Source organism: Leifsonia shinshuensis, assembly GCF_014217625.1.
Taxonomy (GTDB): domain Bacteria; phylum Actinomycetota; class Actinomycetes; order Actinomycetales; family Microbacteriaceae; genus Leifsonia; species Leifsonia shinshuensis_A.
Window position 1 is genome coordinate 107047 of sequence record NZ_CP043641.1, and the last position, 20513, is coordinate 127559.

The window sequence follows — 20513 nt, forward strand, 5'->3', positions numbered from 1 at the left end:
AGTCACAATGAGGAAACGCGTCATCGCCGCGGCAGCGCTGGCGGCCACGATCTCGCTCGTGGCGGCAGGATGCAGCAGCAGCGGCTCGACATCGTCGGCCAGCGGGTCGACCATCACGTACTGGGCGAGCAACCAGGGGACCAGCCTCGACAACGACAAGCAAGTCCTGACACCGGTGCTCGACGACTTCACCAAGAAGACCGGGGTGAAGGTCAAGCTCGAGGTGATCGGCTGGAACGACCTGCAGACGCGCATCCAGACCGCCGTCACCTCCGGGCAGGGGCCCGACGTGCTGAACATCGGCAACACGTGGGCCGCCTCCCTGCAGGCGACCGGCGCGTTCCTGCCGTTCGGCGACAGCGAGATGAAGGCGATCGGAGGCAGCGACAAGTTCGTGAAGACCGCCCTGGAGACCGGAGGCGCCCCGGGCAAGACGGTCACGAGCGTCCCGCTCTACGGCCTCGCCTACGGCCTGTACTACAACAAGAAGATGTTCTCCGACGCCGGAGTGCAGCCGCCCACCAACTGGGAGGAGCTGGTCACCGACGCCAAGAAGCTGACCAACGGCACCCAGTACGGCTTCTCGCTCGCGGCCGGCAGCTACACCGAGAACGCCCACTTCGCGTTCATCAACTCGGCGCAGAACGGCGGCTCCTGGTTCGACAGCAAGGGCAACCCGACGTTCACCAGCCAGGCGAACATCGACGGCGTCAAGCGTTACCTCGACCTGATGCAGACCGACAAGGTCGTCAACACCTCCAACGCCCAGTACGACAACGGCGTCCAGGCGGTGAACGACTTCGCCACCGGCAAGGTCGCGATGATCCTCAGCCAGAACAACGCGGACTCGTCGATCAACGCCAACGGCATGAAGGCCGACCAGTACGGCGTCGTGCCGTTCCCGGCCCCGGACGGCGGCAAGCAGATCGCCAGCCACGTCGCCGGCATCAACCTGTCGATCTTCAAGAACACCAAGAACAAGGACGCGGCCCTCGAGTTCGTCAAGTACATGACGAGCGAGTCGACCCAGACCACGCTCGGCAAGCCGTACTCCACGCTGCCGGTGCTGAACGGCGCCAAGCCGAACTTCACCGACAACGCGGACGAGGCCGCCACGTTCTCGAAGATCTACAACACGATGTCCAAGCCGCTGCCGCTGGTGCCGGCCGAGGACCAGTTCGAGAACACCGTCGGCAAGGCCATGAACGACATGTTCGCCAAGATCGCCACCGGAGGCACCGTCTCCGACTCCGACATCAAGTCGGCGCTGAGCACCGCTCAGGACCAGGTGAAGCAGTCGATCGGCGGCTAGGTCTCTAGCCCCACCGCGCCGGCCGGACGGGATTCGCCCCCGCCCGGCCGGCGCACCCCACCGAAGGAGTTCCATGTCGACGACGACATCCGTCCGGACCAGCCCCGCCGAGGCGCCGGCCCCGGCCAAGACCCGCCGCAAGCGCCCCAAAGGCTGGTGGCTTCCGCTGGTGCTGCTGGCGCCGGCCATCATCTTCGAGCTGCTCATCCACGTCATCCCGATGCTCACGGGCATCTGGATCAGCTTCCTGCAGCTCACCAAGTTCTTCATCGCCAACTGGAGCGAGGCGCCGTTCGTCGGCCTCAAGAACTACCAGGTCGCGCTGGACTTCAACACGTCCATCGGCGCCGGCCTGCTGACCTCGTTCCTCATCACCTGCGGCTTCACGATCCTCGTGGTCGGGCTGTCCTGGGCGCTCGGGATGGCCGCGGCCGTCGCACTGCAGGGCCGGTTCCGCGGGCGCGGGTTCTTCCGCACCCTCTTCCTCGTGCCCTACGCGCTGCCGCTCTACGCCGGCATCATCACGTGGAAGTTCATGCTCCAGAAGGACACCGGAGCGGTCAACCACTTCCTGTTCGACAACCTCGGCCTGCCCGGCCAGAAGCCGTTCTGGCTGATCGGGGACAACGCTTTCTGGTCGATCGTGATCGTCGCGATCTGGCGGCTCTGGCCGTTCGCCTTCCTGATGCTGATGGCGGGCCTCCAGTCGATCCCGGACGAGGTCTACGAGGCGTCGGCCGTGGACGGCGCGAAGCCGTTCCGGCAGTGGAGGTCGATCACCCTGCCGATGCTGCGGCCGGTCAACGCCGTGCTGCTGCTGGTGATGTTCCTGTGGACGTTCAACGACTTCAACACGCCCTACGTCTTGTTCGGCAACGCGCAACCCGCGGCGGGCGACCTGATCTCGTTCCACATCTACAACGCGTCGTTCCTGACCTGGAACTTCGGCTCGGGAGCCGCGATGAGCGTGCTGCTGCTGATCTTCCTGCTCATCGTGTCCGGCATCTACCTGATCGTGCTCAACCGGAGGAACCGCAATGCGTGAGACCGTCTCGTCCAAAGTCTTCCGCTGGGTCGTCGTCGTCTTCCTGACGCTGTTCACGGCGGTGCCGCTCTATGTGATGATCACCTCGTCGGTGAAGCCGCTGTCGGATGTGCAGGGCGCATTCACCTGGTGGCCGACGAACATCACGTTCCAGCCGTTCATCGACATGTGGACGACCGTGCCGCTGGCGTCGTACTTCATCAACAGCGTCATCGTGGCCAGCGCGGCGACCATCCTGAGCCTGATCATCGCCGTGTTCGCCGCCTACGCGGTGTCGCGGTACCGGTTCAAGGGCCGCAGCATCTTCACCACGACGGTGCTGTCCACGCAGATGTTCCCCGGCGTGCTGTTCCTGCTGCCGCTGTTCCTCATCTTCGTGAACATCAACCAGGCCGTCGGCATCCAGCTCGTCGGCACGCGCTGGGGGCTGGTGATCACCTACCTGACGTTCGCGCTGCCGTTCGCCATCTGGATGCTCGCCGGCTACTTCGACGGCATCCCGCGCGACCTGGACGAGGCCGCGATGGTCGACGGCTCCGGCCCGATGGGCGCGCTCTGGCACGTCGTGCTGCCCGCGGCCAAGCCCGGCCTGATCGCCGTCGCGATCTACTCGTTCATGACGAGCTGGGGCGAGGTGCTGTTCGCCTCGGTGATGACGACGGACGAGAACCGGACGCTCGCGGTCGGCCTCCAGCTGTACTCGACGCAGACGAACGTCTACTGGAACCAGATCATGGCGGCCTCGCTCGTCGTGTCGATCCCGATCGTGGTCGCGTTCCTCATCCTGCAGCGGAGCTTCGTCGCCGGTCTGACCGCCGGCGCCGTCAAGTGACCCGCAACAGCACCGGAAACACCCTGCCCTCGAAAGGAATCATGGACCGCCCGTCTCCCCTCCTCGCCGTCGACGGAACGCCTGTGGTCTGGCTCGGAGCGAACTTCTGGTCGCGCACCGGCGGCCCGCTCATGTGGAAGCGCTACGACCCGGCGGTCATCCGCCAGGAGCTGCGCGTGCTGGCCGACCACGGCCTCAACATGACGCGGTCGTTCTTCTACTGGCCCGACTTCCACCCGACCCCGGACACGCTGGACGAGCAGTGCCTGGCGAACTTCGCCGACTTCCTGGACGCGCACACCGAGACCGGGATGACGACCGTGCCGACCTTCCTGGTCGGGCACATGTCGGGCGAGAACTGGGATCCGGCGTGGCGGGAGGGGCGCGACCTCTACAGCGACGTCTGGTTCGTCGGCCGGCAGGCCTGGTACGTGCGCGAGCTCACCGCCCGGTTCGCCGCGCATCCCGCGGTGGCCGGCTGGCTCTTGACCAACGAGATGCCGATCTACGGCGGGGAGGCGCCGCGGCCCATCGTGGACGCGTGGGCCTCCCTGCTGGTGGACGCGGTCCGCGCGGGCGGTGGCACGCAGCCGGTGGCGGTCGGCGACGGGGCGTGGGGCATCGAGACGACCGGCCACGACAACGGGTTCTCGGTGCGGGACCTCGCGACGTTCACCGACTTCGTCGGCCCGCACGTCTACCGGATGGAGACCGACCAGACCCGCCAGCACCTGAAGGCGGCGTACATCGCGGAGCTCGCCGGCGTCGGCCTCCCGGTGATCATGGAGGAGTTCGGGCTCACCAGCGACTTCGTCTCCGACGAGGGCGCGGCCTCCTACTACCGGCAGCTGCTCTACACGACGCTGCTCGCCGGGGCGACCGGCTGGATCGCCTGGAACAACACCGACTACGACGACCTCGCCGACCAGCGGCCCTACTCGCACCACCCGTTCGAGATGCACTTCGGCATCACCGACCGGCACGGCGCGCCCAAGCCGCCGCTGCGCGAGCTCGCCCGGTTCGCCGCCGACCTCGCGGCCATCGACCTCCCGAACGTGAACCGCACGCCGGTGGACGCCGCGATCGTCGTGCCGTCGCACCTGGAGGCGGACTACCCGTTCACCCAGGAGCCCGAGCGCGCCCACATCGTCGCGACTGGCGAGCAGGCGTACCTGGCGGCGCACGAGGCGCATATCCCGGTCGCCGTGGTGCGCGAGCGCGAGGACGGCGGCCTCCCGGTCGGCTACGGCCTGTACCTGATGCCGTCCGTCAAGCAGCTCTGCGCGACCTCGTGGCTGCAGCTGGAGGAGCTGGCGCAGGACGGCGCGACCGTCTACGCCTCGTACGCGCACGGCGACAGCGGAGTGCAGCGCGGGCCGTGGTGGACGAACACGGAGGCGCTGTTCGGGGTCCGTCCGGCGAGCTCGTACGGGCTCGCCGAGCAGGTGACCGACGAGGAGGCGACGATCCGGTTCGTCGCGGACTTCGGGTCGCTGCCGGCCGGGACGGTGCTGACCTTCCCCGCGGCGGGCAATGAGAACGGGCGCACGTACCTGCCGGTGCGGGCCACCTCCGGCTCTGTCGTCGCGGTGGACGCGCACGGCCGCCCGGCGATCGTGGTGAAGGAGCACGGCGCGGGCCGCGCGGTGCTGTCGACCTATCCGCTGGAGTTCTTCGCGTCCGCACGGGCGCACAGCAACCCGGAGGAGACCTGGCGGCTGTACGAGGCGCTCGCCACGGTGGCGGATGTGGAGCGCGACGTGCGGCTGGACGACCCGAGGGTGTTCGTGGACACGCTGGTGCACGACGACGGGCGGCGCTTCGCGGTGTTCGTGTCGCAGCACGCGACCCCGGTCACGGTGCGGCCGGAGGTCGCGGGGGAGTTGCGGACGCTCGCCGGGGACGCCGGCGCCGAGCTGACGCTCGCCCCGTACGGCGTCGCCGTCCGAGAACTCGTCCTCGACTGAGGCCCCGCCTCCGCCGAAGGCGGTCAGGCGGGGGCGTGGCGCTCGAGGAAGTCGTAGACCTCCGTGGAGTCGACGCCGGGGAAGGTGCCGGTGGGGAGCGCGGCCAGCAGGGAGGTCGGCGTGCGGGCCGCCGGCCACGCCATCCCCTCCCAGCGGTCGGCCAGCGCGCCCGACGGGCGGCGGCAGCACGACTCGTCCGGGCAGCGCGACACCGCGCGGTGCGTGGTCTCGCGGCCGCGGAACCACTTCACGTGCGCGAACGGGACGCCCACACTCACCGAGTAGTCGCCCTCCTTCGCCTTCTCGATGCGGGAGGTGCACCAGAACGTCCCGCGCGGGGTGTCCGTGTACTGGTAGTAGGGGCTGAACCGGTCCGCGACGTCGAACACCGTCCGCGCCGTCCAGCTCCGGCAGACCGGGGTACCCTCGATCGCGCCCAGCGCGTCGGACGGGAACGACACCGAGTCGTTCTCGTAGGCCTTGATGATGGTGCCCGACTCGTGCACCTTCATGAAGTGCACCGGGATGCCGAGCCGCGCGGTCGCCAGGTTGGTGAACCGGTGGCACGCGGTCTCGTACGACACGGCGAACGCGTCGCGGAGGTCCTCCATCGAGATGCGGCGGAAGTTCTTGGCCTCCGTCAGGAATGCCACCGCGTCCTTCTCCGGCAGCAGCAGCGCCGCGGTCAGGTAGTTGGTCTCCACCCGCTGCCGCAGAAAGTCCGCGTAATTTCCCGGCTCGTCGTGGCCGAGGAGCTGGGAGGCGAACGCCTGCAGGATGGGGGAGCGGGAGTCGCGGGAGGCCGACTGCTCCGTCGGCAGGTAGATGCGGCCGTTGCGCTTGTCGGTCACCGACCGGGTCGAGTGCGGGAGGTCGCCGACGTAGTGCAGCGAGAAGCCGAGGCGGTCGGCCATGTCCGCCACGGTCTGGTGCGAGACCGGGCCGCCGGTGTGCCCGACGGCGCCCAGCAGGTCGGCGGCGATGGCCTCCAGGTCGGCGAAGTAGTTGTCGCGGGCGCGCATCGTCGCGCGCAGCTCGGCGTTGGCCCGGCGGGCCTCCTCGGGGGTCGCTGCCCGCTCCTTGTGCAGGCGGGCGACCTCCTGGTGCAGCGCCAGGATCGCCCGCAGCGTCGCGTCGGGGACCGATTTGGAGACGCGCACGGGATCGATCCCGAGCGCGCCGAACACCGGGCCGCGCTGCGCCCGCTCGACCGCGATCTCCAGGGCCGCGCGCTCGTCCGGGGCGTCGGGGGCGAGGAGGTCGTCGACCGTCACGCCGAGCGCCGCGGCGATCGCGCGGAGCTGGGCGAGCCGCGGCTCGCGGTTGCCGTTCTCGATCGCGGACACCTGCGACGGCGCCCGGTCGATCGCGGCGGCCAGAGCCTCCAGGGTCATGGCCCGCTCCACGCGGAAGGCGCGCACGCGCCGGCCGAGGGTGAGCGCGTCGGCGCCCGTCGGCTCGTCGTCGATCCGGACAGCGGTGTCGGTCATGCAGGCCATGGTGACACTCCGGCGAAGTTCTAGCAAACAGAAGAACCGGCGAATTTCTGTCGGCCGATCTTCTCCAGACCTGTTGCGGACGGGTCACGATCGTGTCATCCGATCCGACCGATGGAGGTCACGATGAACACCGCAGCCCGCCCCGGCGACACCGCCCAGACCGCCGCCGAGCTCCGCCTCGAGTGGGACGCCGACCCGCGCTGGTCCGGCATCCGCCGCGACTACACGGCCGAGGATGTCGTGGCGCTCCGCGGCCCGGTGCGCGAGGAGCAGACGCTCGCCCGCCGCGGCGCCGAGAAGCTCTGGCAGCTCATCCAGCGCGAGGGCTCGGGACCGGACGCGCAGTGGGTCGCAGCGCTCGGCGCGCTCACCGGCAACCAGGCCGTCCAGCAGGTCCGCGCGGGCCTGGAGGCCATCTACCTCTCCGGCTGGCAGGTCGCGGCCGACGCCAACCTGTCCGGCCAGACCTACCCCGACCAGAGCCTGTATCCGGCGAACTCGGTCCCCGCGGTCGTCCGCCGGATCAACAACGCGCTGCTGCGCGCCGGCCAGGTCGAGGGCACCGACGGCCCGGTGTCCGACTGGATGGCGCCGATCGTCGCCGACGCGGAAGCCGGCTTCGGCGGCCCGCTCAACGCCTACGAGCTCATGCACGGCATGATCCAGGCCGGCGCCGCCGGCGTGCACTGGGAGGACCAGCTGGCCAGCGAGAAGAAGTGCGGCCACATGGGCGGCAAGGTGCTCGTCCCGACCGGGCAGCACATCCGTACGCTCAACGCCGCGCGCCTCGCGGCCGATGTGGCGGGCGTCCCGACCATCGTGATCGCCCGCACCGACTCGCTCGCCGCCACCCTGCTGACCAGCGACCACGACGAGCGCGACCGTGCGTTCCTGACCGGCACCCGCACCGCGGAAGGCTTCTACGAGGTGACGGGCGGCATCGAGCCGGTCATCGCCCGCGGCCTCGCCTACGCGCCGTACGCCGACCTGCTCTGGGTGGAGTCGGCCGAGCCCGACCTGGAGCTCGCGCGCCGGTTCGCCGAGGCCGTGCACGCGCAGTTCCCCGGCAAGAAGCTGGCGTACAACTGCTCGCCGTCGTTCAACTGGCGCAAGCACCTGGACGACGAGACGATCGCCCGGTTCCAGCGCGAGCTGGCGGCGATGGGCTACGCGTTCCAGTTCATCACCCTCGCGGGCTTCCACGCCCTCAACTACTCCATGTTCACGCTCGCCAAGGACTACGCCGACCGGCAGATGAGCGCCTACGTGGACCTCCAGGAGGCCGAATTCGCCTCCGAGAGCTCCGGCTACACCGCCACCCGTCACCAGCGGGAGGTCGGCACCGGCTACTTCGACCGCATCGCGACCGCGCTCAACCCCGACAGCGCCACGCTCGCCCTCGTCGGCTCCACCGAACAGCACCAGTTCTGATCCGCCGCGCGGACAGGACACGCCACACGCCACGAAAGGACTACGACCATGATCGAGATCACCGGTCCCCGCGTCGACGGGACCGACGACATCCTGACCCCGGAGGCGCTCGCCTTCGTCGACCACCTGCACCAGGCCTTCGCCGCGCGCCGCCAGGAGCTCCTGCTGGAGCGCCAGCTCCGCCGGGAGGAGGCCGGCAACGGCCGCGACCCGCGCTTCCTCTCCACCACCGAGGCGGTCCGGGCGGACCCGCACTGGCGCGTCGCCGGCGCCGGACCGGGCCTCGAGGACCGCCGGGTGGAGATCACCGGCCCGACCGACCCGAAGATGGCGATCAACGCCCTCAACTCGGGCGCCCGGGTCTGGCTGGCCGACCAGGAGGACGCCACCAGCCCCACCTGGGCGAACGTCGTCGGCGGCCAGCGCACCCTGCACGACGCCGTCCGCGGACAGCTCGCCTTCACGAGCCCCGAGGGCAAGGACTACCGGGTCACCACCCCGCACGAGCACACGCCCACGATCGTGATGCGCCCGCGTGGCTGGCACCTGGTGGAGAAGCACCTCGCGTTCGCCGACCGGGCCGGGCGCACCTCCCCGGCCAGCGCCTCCCTGACCGACTTCGGGCTGTACTTCTGGCACAACGCCGAGGAGCTGGTGGCGTCCGGCCGCGGGCCGTACTTCTACCTGCCCAAGCTGGAGTCGCACCTGGAGGCGCGGCTCTGGAACGACATCTTCGTCTTCGCCCAGCAGCGGATCGGGATGCCGGTCGGCACCGTGCGCGCCACCGTCCTCATCGAGACCATCCCGGCCGCGTTCGAGATGGAGGAGATCCTCTACGAGCTGCGCGACCACTGCGCCGGCCTCAACGCCGGCCGCTGGGACTACATCTTCTCGATCATCAAGACGTTCCTCGGCCGCGGCAAGCGGTTCGCGTTCGGCGACCGCAGCGGCATCACGATGACCGTCCCGTTCATGCGGGCCTACACGGAGCTGCTGGTCGCGACGTGCCACAAGCGCGGCGCCCACGCGATCGGCGGGATGAGCGCCTTCATCCCGAACCGCCGCGACGCCGAGGCGACGGAGCGGGCGCTCGCGCAGGTCGCGGACGACAAGCGCCGGGAGGCCGGCGACGGCTTCGACGGGACCTGGGTCGCCCATCCCGACCTCATCCCGACGGCGCTCGCCGAGTTCGACGCGGTGCTGGGCGACCGGCCGAACCAGGTCGGACGGCTGCGCGAGGACGTGCACGTGACGGCCGCTGACCTGCTGGATGTCACGTCGGCGGGCGGCACCGTCACCGACGCGGGCGTGCGCTCGAACGTCTCGGTCGCCCTGCGCTACATCGAGGCCTGGCTGCGCGGCACCGGCGCCGTCGCGATCGACGGGCTGATGGAGGACGCCGCGACCGCGGAGATCTCCCGCTCGCTGCTGCGGCAGTGGATCGAGAACCGCGTCGTCACCGCCGAGGGGACGCCGGTCGACCGGTCGCTCGTGGCCGGGATCCTGGCCGAGGAGTGCATCCGGCTCAGCGCCGACGCGCGCAGCGCGGGCGTCGACGACCGCTTCGACGACGCGGCCGAGCTGCTGGCCGAGGTGTCGCTCGCGGAGGAGTTCCCGACCTTCCTGACCATCCCGGCCTACACCTGGTTCCTGGTGGACGAGGTGGAGCGGGAGCTGGCGCCGGCCGTCTGAACCGGGCGTGGCCGGCGTCGACGGCTGTGGTTGCCGTCACCGGGGGTGGTGCTCGAGGTACTTCTCGAGCACCACCCCTTGATTCAGTTCCGGGTCGCGCGCGCCGACCAGCAGCGTGACGACGGGATGCGTGTCGCCCAGCTCGCGCAGCTGGGCCACGGCCGGGTTGGCGTCGAGCTCGGCGTCGTAGCGCGCCGTGAACTCGTCGAAGAGGGGCGCCTCGTGGTGGAACCAGCGGCGCAGTTCGGTGGACGGCGCCACGTCCTTGAGCCAGAGGTCCACCTTCGCCTTCTCCTTCGTGAGGCCGCGCGGCCAGAGCCGGTCGACCAGCACGCGGAGGCCGTCCTCCACGGCGGGCGGGTCGTAGACGCGCTTGACGCGGTACACCATGGGAGCCTCCTAGAGCATCGTGAGGGTCGGCTCCTCGTGGGTGCCGACCGGGAAGTGGGCGAGGAAGACGACCCCCTCCGGGCCGGCGTCGAACCGGGCGATCCGGGCGCCCTCCTCCTCGTAGAAGGTGTCGCCGGTCTCCAGGGTGACCGGCGTGCCGCCCTCGACCTGGTAGATCGCGGAGCCGCGCTCGATCGAGCCCACCACCGGGCCGTTGTGGAGGTGGAGGCCGCCCTCCACATCCGGCTGCATGGTGATGCGGCGGGTCTGGATGCGGCCGACCGGACGCGGGTTGGCGAGCGTGACGTCCTGCACGATCTCCCTCGCGACGGGCGGGACCTCTTCGGCGCTCACAGCGGCGCCAGCAGCGCGTCGCGAAGGCCGTCGTCGATCCCCGGCGGGACCTGCACCGAGACGGCCAGGGCCTGGATGGCGCGGCTGAAGTAGTTGCGTGCCGCGGCGGCCAGCGTGATGTCGACGATCTCGCGGTCGGTGAAGCCGAGCTCGCGCAGCCGCAGCGAGTCGGCCTCGGTCATGGACGATGAGTCCTCGCTGACCCGCTTCGCGTACTCCATCATCGCGACCTCGGCCTCGCTCAGGCCCGCGTCGTGGAAGTCGCGGGCGACGGCCTCCACGTCGGCGGCGTCCATGACCGCGAGGGTCTTGCGGCCGTGCGCGAGCCGGCAGTGCTGGGAGTGCGTGCCCTCGGCGGCCGCGAGGGTGACGAGTTCGAACCGGCGCACGCCGAGCTGCGCGATGATCGCGCGCATGAGCTGCTCCCAGGCCTGGTACGCCTCCGGATTGGACGCCATCACGCGCGTGTACTCGGCCACGTAGCCGAGGTCGCGCTCGTCTTTCGCGTAGATCTCCGCAACGGCCCCGGTCGCCTCACCGGGGTCGACGGTCTCGATGATGGCCATGACTCCTCCTCGAATGTCGCGGGACTCATCGTGCCACCGCGCGGGCGGGGGTGCCAGTGGAAGCGAGGGTGCCAGCGTACGGAGGTGGCGCGGCGATCAGCTCACGCCGAGTTCCCGCAGCCGCACCGCGAGCACCGCGCGCAGCGTCTCCTCGCCGAGCGGCGCCGACGGCGGGAAGTGCAGCGTCGCGCCCGTGATCGACCCTTCGGAGAGCGTTCCGGCCAACTCCGCCGCGGCGGGAGGGGACATCAGCAGGAGGCTGCAGTCCTTCGCGGTCGCCGAGAGGCCGACCACGCTCTGTCCGCCGACCTTGAAGGTCGGCACGCGGTAGCTGATCACCTGCTCGGCATCGGGGATGATCACCATGATCCGGTCGCGCACCGTCGTGAGCGCCGGCCCGAACGGCTCCCCGATCCGGTCCAGGTACTCCTCGACGGTGTCCGCGTCGACTCCGCGCGCCATGCGATCCCCCTTGTTTGCGTCAGTGCGCGAAGGCCGCCTCCGACGGCGCGTCCGCCGGCTTGCTGACGAAGAACGAGCCGACGACCCCGAAGACCGAGATGATCGCCGCCGCGAAGAACGCTGCACGGATGCCGCCCGCGGTGGCCGCGTCCAGGGACGCTCCGCCCGCCGCGAGGGCCGCGGTCTGCGCCGACAGCACCGCGACCAGGAGCGCGGTGCCCGCGGCGCCGCCGACCTGCTGGATGGTGCCGAGGATGGCGCTGCCGTGCGAGTACAAGTGCGGCGGGACCGCGCCGAGGCCGGCCGTGAAGAGCGGCGTGAACATCAGCGCGAGGCCGAGGCTCATCGTGATGTGAGCGATCAGCACCAGGTACACCGGCGTGGTCTCGGTCACCATCGTCAGCCCCCACATCACTAGGCTCACCAGGATGGCGCCCGGGATGACCAGCGGGCGCGGGCCGATCCGGTCGTAGAGCCGGCCGACGAACGGCGCGGCGAGGCCCATGACCAGGCCGCCCGGCAACAGCAGGAGGCCGGTGCCCAGCACGTCGAGGTGCAGCACGTGCTGCAAGTAGAGCGGCAGGACGATGATCACGCCGAACAGCGACGCCGTCGTGATCGCCATCAGCACGATCGCGGCCGTGAAGATCGGGCTGCGGAACGTGCGGAGGTCGAGCAGCGCCCGATCCCTGCGCTGCAGGAGCAGCTGCCGCGTGATGAACGCCGCCAGCGTGACGACGCCGACCGCGAGAGAGCCCCACAGCATCGGCCCGTTGGAGGCCGCGGCCGGGCCGGACTCGCCGCTCAGCGTCAGCCCGTAGACCAGTCCGCCGAAGCCGAACGCCGACAGGATGACCGACAGCACATCCACCCGGCTCTTGCGCGTCTCGGTGACGTTCTCGACGAACTTGATCCCGATCAGCAGCATCACGAGCGCGATCGGCAGCACGATGAGGAAGATCCAGCGCCACGCGAGGAAGTTCAGGATGACGCCCGAGATGGTCGGGCCGATCGCGGGAGCGACCGAGATGACGATGGAGACGTTGCCCATCGTGCGGCCGCGCAGCGCCGGCGGCACCAGCGTCATCAGCGTGGTCATCAGCAGCGGCAGCATGATCGCGGTGCCGCACGCCTGGATCACCCGGGCGACGACGAGGACGCTGAAGCCCGGCGCCACGGCGGCGACGAGTGTGCCGAGCGAGAACAGCGACATCGCGGCGATGAAGACCTGCCGGGTGGTGAACCGCTGCAGCAGGAAGCCGGTGATCGGGATGACGACCGCCATCGTCAGCATGAACGCGGTCGAGAGCCACTGCGCCGCGAGCGCGTCGATGTGGAGGTCGTCCATCAGCTTCGGGATGGCGACGCTCATGATCGTCTCGTTGAGGATCACGACGAAAGTGGCCGCCAGCAGCAGCCAGATGACGCGCTGATCGCGCGGCGCGATGCGGGGCTGGGCGGCGCGCGCGTCCGCGCCGGACCCCGTGGTCTCTCCGGTGGCCTGCCCGGCGAGATCGGGCGCTTCGGTGTCGATGGAGTCGGCGCGAGGCGCAGGTGAGGTCTTCTCAGTCACCGGTCCACACTATCCACGACCCCCGACATCGTGGGTTTCGAACAGATGAACTCACCTGAGCGTTCACTCTCCGCGTAACGCGGAATAAACGGTCAGCGCATTCGTGACGAATCTCGCGTTTCGCCGAGCCAAACGAGACATTCGGCACGAATGTCAGGAGGCGAGGCCACGCACCTCGCGGACGGCGTCCGCGACGGCGGGCGCTACGGCGGCGAGGGCGGCCTCCGTGACGTCCGGTCCCCAGGAGAACCGCACCGCCGTGCGGGCCACGTCCTCGTCGTAGCCGAGCGCGAGCAGCACGTGCGAGGCGTCCTCGTTGCCCGCCGCGCACGCCGACCCGCTGGAGGACACGATCCCGCGCCGCTCCAGCTCCAGCAGAACCGTCTCGCCGTTGGTGCCGGGGAAGACGAAGGAGGCCGTACCCGGCAGCCGCGACGACGCGTGCCCGGTCAGCTCCGCCCCGGGCGTCTGCGCCAGCACCGCGGCCGTGAAGGCGTCGCGCGCGGCCGTCGCGCGGGCGGAGTTGGCCTCCCGGTCGCGCATCGCCAGGCGCGCCGCCGTCGCCAGGGCGACCGCGCCCGCGACGTTCTCGGTCCCCGAACGGCGTCCGCGCTCCTGGCCGCCGCCGTGCAGCACCGGCTCCAAGGGAAGCCGGCCGCGCACGTATAGCGCCCCGATCCCCTTGGGGGCGCCGATCTTGTGCCCGGAGACGCTGAGCGCGTCGACGCCGAGCGCGCGGACGTCGAGCGGGAGCCAGCCCGCGGCCTGCACCGCATCGGTATGGAAGGGCACACCTCGATCGTGCGCCAGCGCCGCGAGCTCCGCGACCGGCTGGATGGTGCCCACCTCGTTGTTGGCGAGCATCACGCTCGCGAGCGTCGTGTCCGGCCGCAGCGCCGCCGCGAAGTCGTCGGGGGAGACCAGGCCGTCGCGCCCGACCGGGACGTACGTCGCCTCGAAGCCGTGCACGCGCACCAGGTAGTCGACGGAGGCCAGCACCGCCTCGTGCTCGATCGGCGTCGTCACGAGGTGCCGGCCCCGGGGCGCGCCCAGCGCGATCCCCTTCACGGCGAGGTTGTCGGCCTCCGTGCCTCCCGAGGTGAAGACGACCTCCGACGCCCGGCAGCCGAGCCACTCCGCGACCGTCGCCCGTGCCGCGGCCAGGGCGCGCGCCGCCGACTCGCCGACCGCGTGGTGGCTGGACGGGTTGCCGAAGTCGCCCGTGAGGTACGGCCACATGGCCTCCAGCACCTCGCGGCGCACCGCGGAGGTCGCGGCGGCGTCGAGGTAGAGGGAGGTCATGCCTTCGCTCCGGTCATGCGTTCTCCAGCACCACGTCCAGGCCGAGGTCGAGCGAGCGGACGCTGTGCGTGAGCGCGCCCGACGAGATGACGTCCACTCCGGTCTCCGCGATGTCGCGGACCGTGGCGAGGCTGACGTTGCCGCTGGCCTCCACGATCGCGCGGCCGCCGACGATGGCCACGCCCTCGCGCAGCTGGTCGAGCGTGAAATTGTCGAGCATGATCGTGTCCACCCCGGCGGCGAGCACCGGCTCGATCTGGTCGATGCGGTCGACCTCGACCTCCAGGTGCGTGGTGTGCGAGAGCTCGGAGCGCACCCGGCGGAGGGCGTCGGTGACCGACAGCCCGGACTGCGCCGTGAGGATCGCGAGGTGGTTGTCCTTGGCCATGACGGCGTCCGACAGCGAGTAGCGGTGGTTGTGGCCGCCGCCGCTGCGGACGGCGTGACGTTCGAACGCGCGCAGGCCCGGCGTGGTCTTGCGGGTGTCCACGATCCGCGCCGAGGTGTGCGCCACCTCCGCGACGAAGGACGCGGTGAGGGTCGCGATGCCGGACATCCGCTGCACGAAGTTCAGCGCCACGCGCTCGCCCTGCAGCACGGAGCGGGCCGGGCCGCTCACGGTCGCGAGCGTGTCGCCCGCGCCGAACGCGTCGCCGTCCGCCACGGCGAGGGTCACCTCGATGGCGGGGTCGGTGAGCGTCATCGCGGCGGTGAAGACGGCCCCTCCGGAGAAGGTCCCCGGCTCGCGCGCGGACAGCCGCGCTGCGGCATATGCCGTTTCGGGAATGAGCAGCTCGCTGGTCAGGTCTCCCCACGGAGCGTCCTCGACGAGAGCGGCTCGGACGACGTCGTGGATGGTCTGGCGGGTCAGCATGGAACGGTCACCTCGGTAGGAACGGTCAGGGGTGCGGGCACCGTGTGGCGGGGCGTGCCCGGCGCGGGAAGCGGGAAGTCGGAACGGAAGTGGGCGCCGCGCGACTCCTCGCGCGACAGGGCGGAGGCGACGACCAGGCGGCCGAGCTGGAGCAGGTTCGCATCCTCGCCGGGCTCCGGGGTCCGGAAGGCGGCGAGCTCGCGCGCGGCGCGTTCGAGGCCGGCGCGGTCGCGGTGCAGGCCGGCGCCGGTCCAGAGGATCGACTGGAGGCGAGCGCGGTCGAACGGCCGGTCGCCCTCACCGGCGTCGGCGGTCGCAGCGCTCGCGCTCAGCCCCGGCCCCGCGACCCATGCGGGCACGTCCGCCCACGGCTCGCCGATCGCCTCGGCGGCGCGGTGCGCGAACACCAGCCCCTCCAGCAGCGAGTTGGAGGCCAGCCGGTTCGCGCCGTGCGCGCCGGTGCAGGCGACCTCGCCGACGGCGAACAGTCCGGGGACGCTGGTGCGGCCGAGGACGTCGGTCGCGACCCCGCCCATCGCGTAGTGCGCGGCGGGCGTCACCGGCACCGGCTCGCGGGACCAGTCGATCCCCGCGGCGCGGCAGGCGGCGTCGATGGTGGGGAAGCGGCGGGTGAGGAAGTCCGCGCCGAGCGCCGTGGCGTCGAGCACGACCGGGAGGCGGTCCTGCGCGGCCATCTCGACCGCGATCCCACGGGCGACGACGTCGCGCGGAGCGAGCTCCGCGTCCGGGTGGACGTCGAGCATGAACCGCTCGCCGCGCGCGTTGCGGAGCACCGCGCCCTCGCCGCGCACGGCCTCCGACACGAGGAAGGTGCGGGTGCCGCCGTCCGCGGCGGGCAGCCGCAGCGCGGTCGGGTGGAACTGCGTGAACTCCAGGTCGGCGAGCAGCGCGCCCGCGCGGTACGCCGCCGCGACGCCGTCGCCCGTCGCGATCTCGGGGTTGGTCGTGTGCGCGTAGAGCTGACCCCAGCCGCCGGTCGCGAGCACGACGGCGTCGGCGTCGAGCTCCACGTCCGTCCCGTCGGCCAGCCGCAGCGCGACCCCGGAGGCCGTGCCGTCCGTCACGAGCACGTCGCGGAGGAACGCCCCGGTGATGACGCGGATGCCCGCTGCGCGCACGGCGGCGTCCAGCGCCCGCTCGATCTCGGCGCCCGTCGCGTCGCCGCCCGCGTGCAGCACGCGGGCGCTGGAGTGCGCGGCCTCGAGTCCGCGCGCCAGTCCGCGACCGTCGCGGTCGAAGGCGACGCCGAGCGCGATCAGCTCGCGCACCCGTGCCGGACCGTCGCCGCAGAGCGCCTCCACGGCCTCCCGCACGTTCAGCCCGGCGCCGGCGCGCAGCGTGTCGGCGACGTGGTCGGCGACGCTGTCGTCGGAGAACACCGCCGCGGCGATCCCGCCCTGGGCGTACCGGGTACTGCCGTCGGCGATGCCGCCCTTGGTCACGATCGTGACGTCGTGGCGCTCGGCCGCCCGCAGTGCGGCGACGAGCCCGGCGATCCCGCTCCCGACGACGACGACGCGGGCCATGTCAGGCCGCCATCGTCGTGTCCGGCCGGGCGGCGAGCATGCGCTCCAGCGCCACCCGGGCGGGCGCGGCGACCTCGTCGGCCACGCGCACCTGGTTCACGACCTCGCCGCGCACCAGGCCCTCGAGCACCCAGGCGAGGTAGCCGGGGTGGATGCGGTACATGGTCGAGCACGGGCAGACGACCGAGTCGAGGCAGAAGATCGTGTGCTGCGGGTACTCCGCAGCGAGCCTCTGCACCAGGTTGATCTCGGTGCCGATGGCGAAGGTGGAGCCGGCCGGCGCCGCCTGGATCGCCTTGACGATGTAGTCGGTCGAGCCGTACTCGTCGGCGGCGTCCACGACCTCCATCGGGCACTCGGGGTGCACGATCACGCGCACGCCGGGGAACTCGGCGCGGGCGTGCTCGATCTGGCCGACGGTGAAGCGCTTGTGCACCGAGCAGAAGCCGTGCCACAGGATGACCTGCGCCTCGCCCAGCGAGGTCTCGTCGTTGCCGCCGAGCGGCTTGCGCGGGTTCCAGAGCGGCATGCGCTCGACCGAGACGCCCATCGCCTTCGCGGTGTTGCGGCCGAGGTGCTGGTCCGGGAAGAACAGCACGCGCTGCCCGCGCTCGAACGCCCACTGGAGGACGGTCGCCGCGTTGGACGAGGTGCACACGATGCCGCCGTGCTCGCCGCAGAACGCCTTGAGCGCCGCCGACGAGTTCATGTAGGTGACCGGGATGACCGGCACGCGGCCGTCGGCGTCCGGCTCGGTGCCGTACAGCTCCTCCAGCGCCTCCCAGCACTCCTGCACGGAGTCGAGGTCCGCCATGTCGGCCATCGAGCAGCCGGCGGCGAGGTTGGGGAGGATGACGTTCTGCTCGGGCCGCGACACGATGTCCGCGGTCTCCGCCATGAAGTGCACGCCGCAGAACACGATCGTCTCGGCCTCCGGGCGCGCCTTGGCGAAGTTGGCGAGCTGGAACGAGTCGCCCACGAAGTCCGCGAACTGCACGACCTCGTCGCGCTGGTAGAAGTGGCCCATCACCGCGACCCGGTCGCCGAGGGTCGCCTTGGCGGCACGGATGCGCTCCGCGAGCTCGTCCTTGGACGCGGTGCGGTACTCCTCCGGCAGCTCGCCCTGCTTCGGCGCGAACGCGGGGATCGGGTCGTCCTGCGAGGCGCCGGGACCGTACGAAGGGGGAGCGGAGTCGAACAGCCAGGGCCCGTCGGCGAGCTCGGGGGCGCAGGTGGCGCCGTCGATGCTGCCGCTCGAGATGAGCTGGATGGTGGTGTCGACCGATGCGATGGTCATGACTGCTCGCTTTCCGGGGTGGGACGGTGCTGGCGCAGGCCGACGGGCGGCTGCTGCCGGGGGAGCGGCCCCGCGTCGGCGAGGTCGATCGAGTCGTTGTAGCGGTAGAGCCGGGGCGGCCGGTGCCGCGTGCCGGTCAGGTAGTCGCCGGTGGCGACGACGGCGCCGGAGGACTCGATGGTCCGCCGGAAGTTGGCCGGGTCGAGGGGGCGGCCGAGGACCGCCTCGTGCACCTCGCGCAGCTGGGCGAGGGTGAAGCGCTCGCCGAGGAAGGCGTGCGCGATCCGGGAGTACTCCATCTTCGTGCGCAGCCGCCAGAGGGCGTATTCGACGATCAGCGTGTGGTCGAACGCCAGTTCCGGGAGGTCGTCGGCCGAGAACCAGCCGACGTTCTCGCCGGAGGTCGCCGCCTCCGCCTCCGCACTGCCGACCAGCGCCCAGTAGACGATGGAGACCACACGCTCGTCGCCGGGGGAGCGCACGGCGTCGCCGAACGTGTAGAGCTGCTCCAGGTAGCGCGGGGCGAGGCCGGTGGTGTCACCGAGGGTGCGGGCGGCCGCGTAGGCCAGGTCCTCGCCGACGCGCAGGGGACCGCCGGGGAGCGCCCAGCGCCCTTCGAACGGGGCGCGGATGCGGCGGACCAGCGGCAGCCAGACCTGGGCCCGGCCTCCGGTCAGCTCGTCGGAGCGCAGCGCGAAGATGACCGTCGAGACGGCGAGCATCGCACTCGCGCGTTCGTGCTCGGCCATCGCGGCCTCCCGTCCGACTAAAGGTCACCGTGACCCTAAGTTGGAGATCATCTTAGTGTCATCGTGACCAGAACGCCAAACCGGCGGCAACGGTTGCCGCGCGCGCACCAGCAGCACGGACCCGTTATGCTGGCCGAGTCAACTGAATACCGGGCCAATCAGGCCGATGCGGGAGAGTCGCGCGCGCGAGCGGGCGGCACCGAAGGAGCAATCCTCCCCGACAATCTCTCAGGTACGCGTACCGCATCGGACTGGCCACTCTGAAAAGCAGGGCCGCGCGCAGCACGCGCACGCGCCCTCGCCCACGGTGAAAGCCCCGACCGCAGCAGCGGCCGGGGTGAAACTCTCAGGCCGGATGACAGAGGGGGAGTTCTTCACACGGAGCGCGCATCGCGCTACCGTTCATCCCTCCGGCGACGGCCGGCGAACGGAGAACTCATGAGCTCGCACGACAGCCAGACCAACGACGCAGCGACTGCAGCGACGGAGCGCACCTCGCCGCTGCACGACGCCCACACCGCCGCGGGCGCGTCGTTCACCGACTTCGCCGGCTGGCAGATGCCGGTGCGTTACTCCAGCGACCTCGCCGAGCACCACGCGGTGCGCACCGCCGCCGGGCTCTTCGACCTGTCGCACATGGGCGAGATCGTCCTGATCGGCCCCGAGGCCGGACAGGCGCTCGACTACGCGCTCGCCGGCAAGCTGTCGTCGCTCGCCCTCGACCAGGCGAAGTACAGCATGCTGCTCTCCCGCGCCGGCGGCATCCTGGACGACCTCGTCGTGTACCGCACAGGCGACGACCGCTACATGGTGGTCGCGAACGCCTCCAACCGGGAGGCCGTGGCCGAGGAGCTGCGCGACCGCACCGCGCCGTTCGACGTCGAGGTCTTCGACGAGAGCGACGACATCGCGCTCATCGCCGTGCAGGGCCCCGCCGCGCTGAGCGTCGTGCTGGCGACCCCCGGCTTCCACATCGAGGGCGACGACTTCGACCAGCGGGTCACCGACCTCAAGTACTACTGGAGCATCCCGGCCGAGTTCGAGACGCACCCCGTGCTGGTCGCCCGCACCGGCTACACCGGCGAGGACGGCTTCGAGCTCTACACGGCGCCCGACAACGCGCGCGCCCTCTGGGACGCTCTCCTGGAGGCCGGCAGCGCGCAGGGCCTCGTCCCCGCCGGCCTCGCCAGCCGCGACACGCTGCGCCTGGAGGCCGGGATGCCGCTCTACGGCCACGAGCTGGGCCTCGACACCATGCCCGCCCAGGCCGGTCTCGGCCGCGTCGTCAACCTCGCCAAGGACACCGACTTCGTCGGCCGCGCCGCCAGCGAGGACGGCCCCGACGCCGAGGCGCGCGTCCTCGTCGGGCTGATGGGCCAGGGCAAGCGCGCCGCCCGCGCCGGCTACCCGGTCGTCGCCCCGGCCGCCGACGGCGCAGACGAGGAGGTCGGGGTCGTGACCTCCGGCGCCCTCTCGCCGACCATCGGGGTCCCCATCGCCATGGCCTACGTCGCTCCGAAGTTCGCCCGGCCGGGCACCGAGCTGCACGTCGACGTGCGCGGCACCAGCCTCCCCTTCACCGTCACCGCCCTCCCCTTCTACAGCAGAAAGAAGCACTGAC

The 20513-nt window shown here is 71.1% G+C and carries 18 protein-coding genes and 1 riboswitch; of the genes, 7 read left to right on the forward strand and 11 right to left on the reverse strand.

Annotated features, from left to right (window positions below):
* Window positions 1-7 precede the first annotated feature (7 nt).
* From F1C12_RS00575 to F1C12_RS00590, 4 genes are all read left to right on the forward strand, one after another.
* Window positions 8-1312 (forward strand): ABC transporter substrate-binding protein, encoded by a 1305-nt coding sequence (locus tag F1C12_RS00575; RefSeq protein ID WP_185276953.1) that lies wholly within the window; start codon window positions 8-10, stop codon window positions 1310-1312.
* Window positions 1313-1385: 73 nt separating this feature from the next.
* A complete protein-coding gene (locus tag F1C12_RS00580; RefSeq protein WP_185276954.1) occupies window positions 1386-2357 on the forward strand; it encodes a carbohydrate ABC transporter permease in 972 nt (323 codons plus the stop codon).
* A complete protein-coding gene (locus F1C12_RS00585) occupies window positions 2350-3189 on the forward strand; it encodes a carbohydrate ABC transporter permease (protein WP_185276955.1) in 840 nt (279 codons plus the stop codon). The genes F1C12_RS00580 and F1C12_RS00585 overlap by 8 nt, the downstream gene beginning before the upstream one ends.
* Before the next feature lie 41 nt (window positions 3190-3230).
* The gene (locus F1C12_RS00590) at window positions 3231-5156 is read left to right on the forward strand and encodes a cellulase family glycosylhydrolase (RefSeq protein WP_185276956.1); all 1926 of its coding nucleotides are present in this window, start codon (window positions 3231-3233) and stop codon (window positions 5154-5156) included.
* Between the two features lie 23 nt (window positions 5157-5179).
* Here F1C12_RS00590 and F1C12_RS00595 read toward each other — a convergent pair whose 3' ends face one another.
* Window positions 5180-6646: a helix-turn-helix transcriptional regulator gene (locus F1C12_RS00595; protein ID WP_185276957.1), complete on the reverse strand. Its 1467-nt coding sequence runs from the start codon at window positions 6644-6646 to the stop codon at window positions 5180-5182.
* Window positions 6647-6778: 132 nt separating this feature from the next.
* Between F1C12_RS00595 and aceA the strand changes: the two genes are divergently transcribed.
* Together aceA and aceB are read left to right on the forward strand one after the other, a co-directional pair.
* On the forward strand, window positions 6779-8086 hold the full coding sequence (aceA, locus tag F1C12_RS00600) for an isocitrate lyase (protein WP_185276958.1): 1308 nt from the start codon (window positions 6779-6781) through the stop codon (window positions 8084-8086).
* 48 nt (window positions 8087-8134) lie between these two features.
* On the forward strand, window positions 8135-9778 hold the full coding sequence (aceB, locus tag F1C12_RS00605) for a malate synthase A (protein ID WP_185276959.1): 1644 nt from the start codon (window positions 8135-8137) through the stop codon (window positions 9776-9778).
* A gap of 36 nt (window positions 9779-9814) precedes the next feature.
* Here the strand turns inward: aceB and F1C12_RS00610 are convergent, their stop codons facing one another.
* From F1C12_RS00610 to F1C12_RS00655, 10 genes are all read right to left on the reverse strand, one after another.
* Entirely contained in the window at window positions 9815-10168 is a 354-nt protein-coding gene (locus F1C12_RS00610; protein ID WP_185276960.1) for a DUF488 domain-containing protein, read from the reverse strand.
* Between the two features lie 9 nt (window positions 10169-10177).
* Window positions 10178-10522: a hypothetical protein gene (locus F1C12_RS00615; protein ID WP_185276961.1), complete on the reverse strand. Its 345-nt coding sequence runs from the start codon at window positions 10520-10522 to the stop codon at window positions 10178-10180.
* A complete protein-coding gene (locus F1C12_RS00620; protein ID WP_185276962.1) occupies window positions 10519-11088 on the reverse strand; it encodes a peroxidase-related enzyme in 570 nt (189 codons plus the stop codon). Before F1C12_RS00620 ends, F1C12_RS00615 begins: the two co-directional genes overlap by 4 nt.
* A 96-nt stretch (window positions 11089-11184) precedes the next feature.
* Window positions 11185-11550: an iron chaperone gene (locus F1C12_RS00625; protein ID WP_185276963.1), complete on the reverse strand. Its 366-nt coding sequence runs from the start codon at window positions 11548-11550 to the stop codon at window positions 11185-11187.
* 19 nt (window positions 11551-11569) lie between these two features.
* Window positions 11570-13123 (reverse strand): MDR family MFS transporter, encoded by a 1554-nt coding sequence (locus F1C12_RS00630; RefSeq protein ID WP_374939544.1) that lies wholly within the window; start codon window positions 13121-13123, stop codon window positions 11570-11572.
* Window positions 13124-13276: 153 nt separating this feature from the next.
* On the reverse strand, window positions 13277-14425 hold the full coding sequence (locus tag F1C12_RS00635) for a cysteine desulfurase family protein (protein ID WP_185276964.1): 1149 nt from the start codon (window positions 14423-14425) through the stop codon (window positions 13277-13279).
* A 13-nt stretch (window positions 14426-14438) separates the two neighbouring features.
* Window positions 14439-15299 carry a carboxylating nicotinate-nucleotide diphosphorylase gene (gene nadC / locus F1C12_RS00640; RefSeq protein ID WP_185276965.1) on the reverse strand — a complete coding sequence of 287 codons (861 nt, stop codon included), beginning with the start codon at window positions 15297-15299 and terminating at the stop codon, window positions 14439-14441.
* Window positions 15293-16846 (reverse strand): L-aspartate oxidase, encoded by a 1554-nt coding sequence (nadB, locus tag F1C12_RS00645; RefSeq protein ID WP_185276966.1) that lies wholly within the window; start codon window positions 16844-16846, stop codon window positions 15293-15295. The genes nadC and nadB overlap by 7 nt, the downstream gene beginning before the upstream one ends.
* Window position 16847: 1 nt before the next feature.
* Complete coding sequence (nadA, locus tag F1C12_RS00650; RefSeq protein WP_185276967.1) at window positions 16848-18143, reverse strand: quinolinate synthase NadA; 1296 nt, start codon at window positions 18141-18143, stop codon at window positions 16848-16850.
* Window positions 18140-18892 (reverse strand): NUDIX hydrolase, encoded by a 753-nt coding sequence (locus tag F1C12_RS00655; RefSeq protein WP_185276968.1) that lies wholly within the window; start codon window positions 18890-18892, stop codon window positions 18140-18142. Before F1C12_RS00655 ends, nadA begins: the two co-directional genes overlap by 4 nt.
* A 159-nt stretch (window positions 18893-19051) precedes the next feature.
* Window positions 19052-19146, forward strand: a riboswitch (glycine riboswitch).
* A 184-nt stretch (window positions 19147-19330) separates the two neighbouring features.
* Here F1C12_RS00655 and gcvT point away from each other — a divergent pair.
* Window positions 19331-20512 carry a glycine cleavage system aminomethyltransferase GcvT gene (gene gcvT / locus F1C12_RS00660; protein WP_185276969.1) on the forward strand — a complete coding sequence of 394 codons (1182 nt, stop codon included), beginning with the start codon at window positions 19331-19333 and terminating at the stop codon, window positions 20510-20512.
* Window position 20513: the final 1 nt, after the last annotated feature.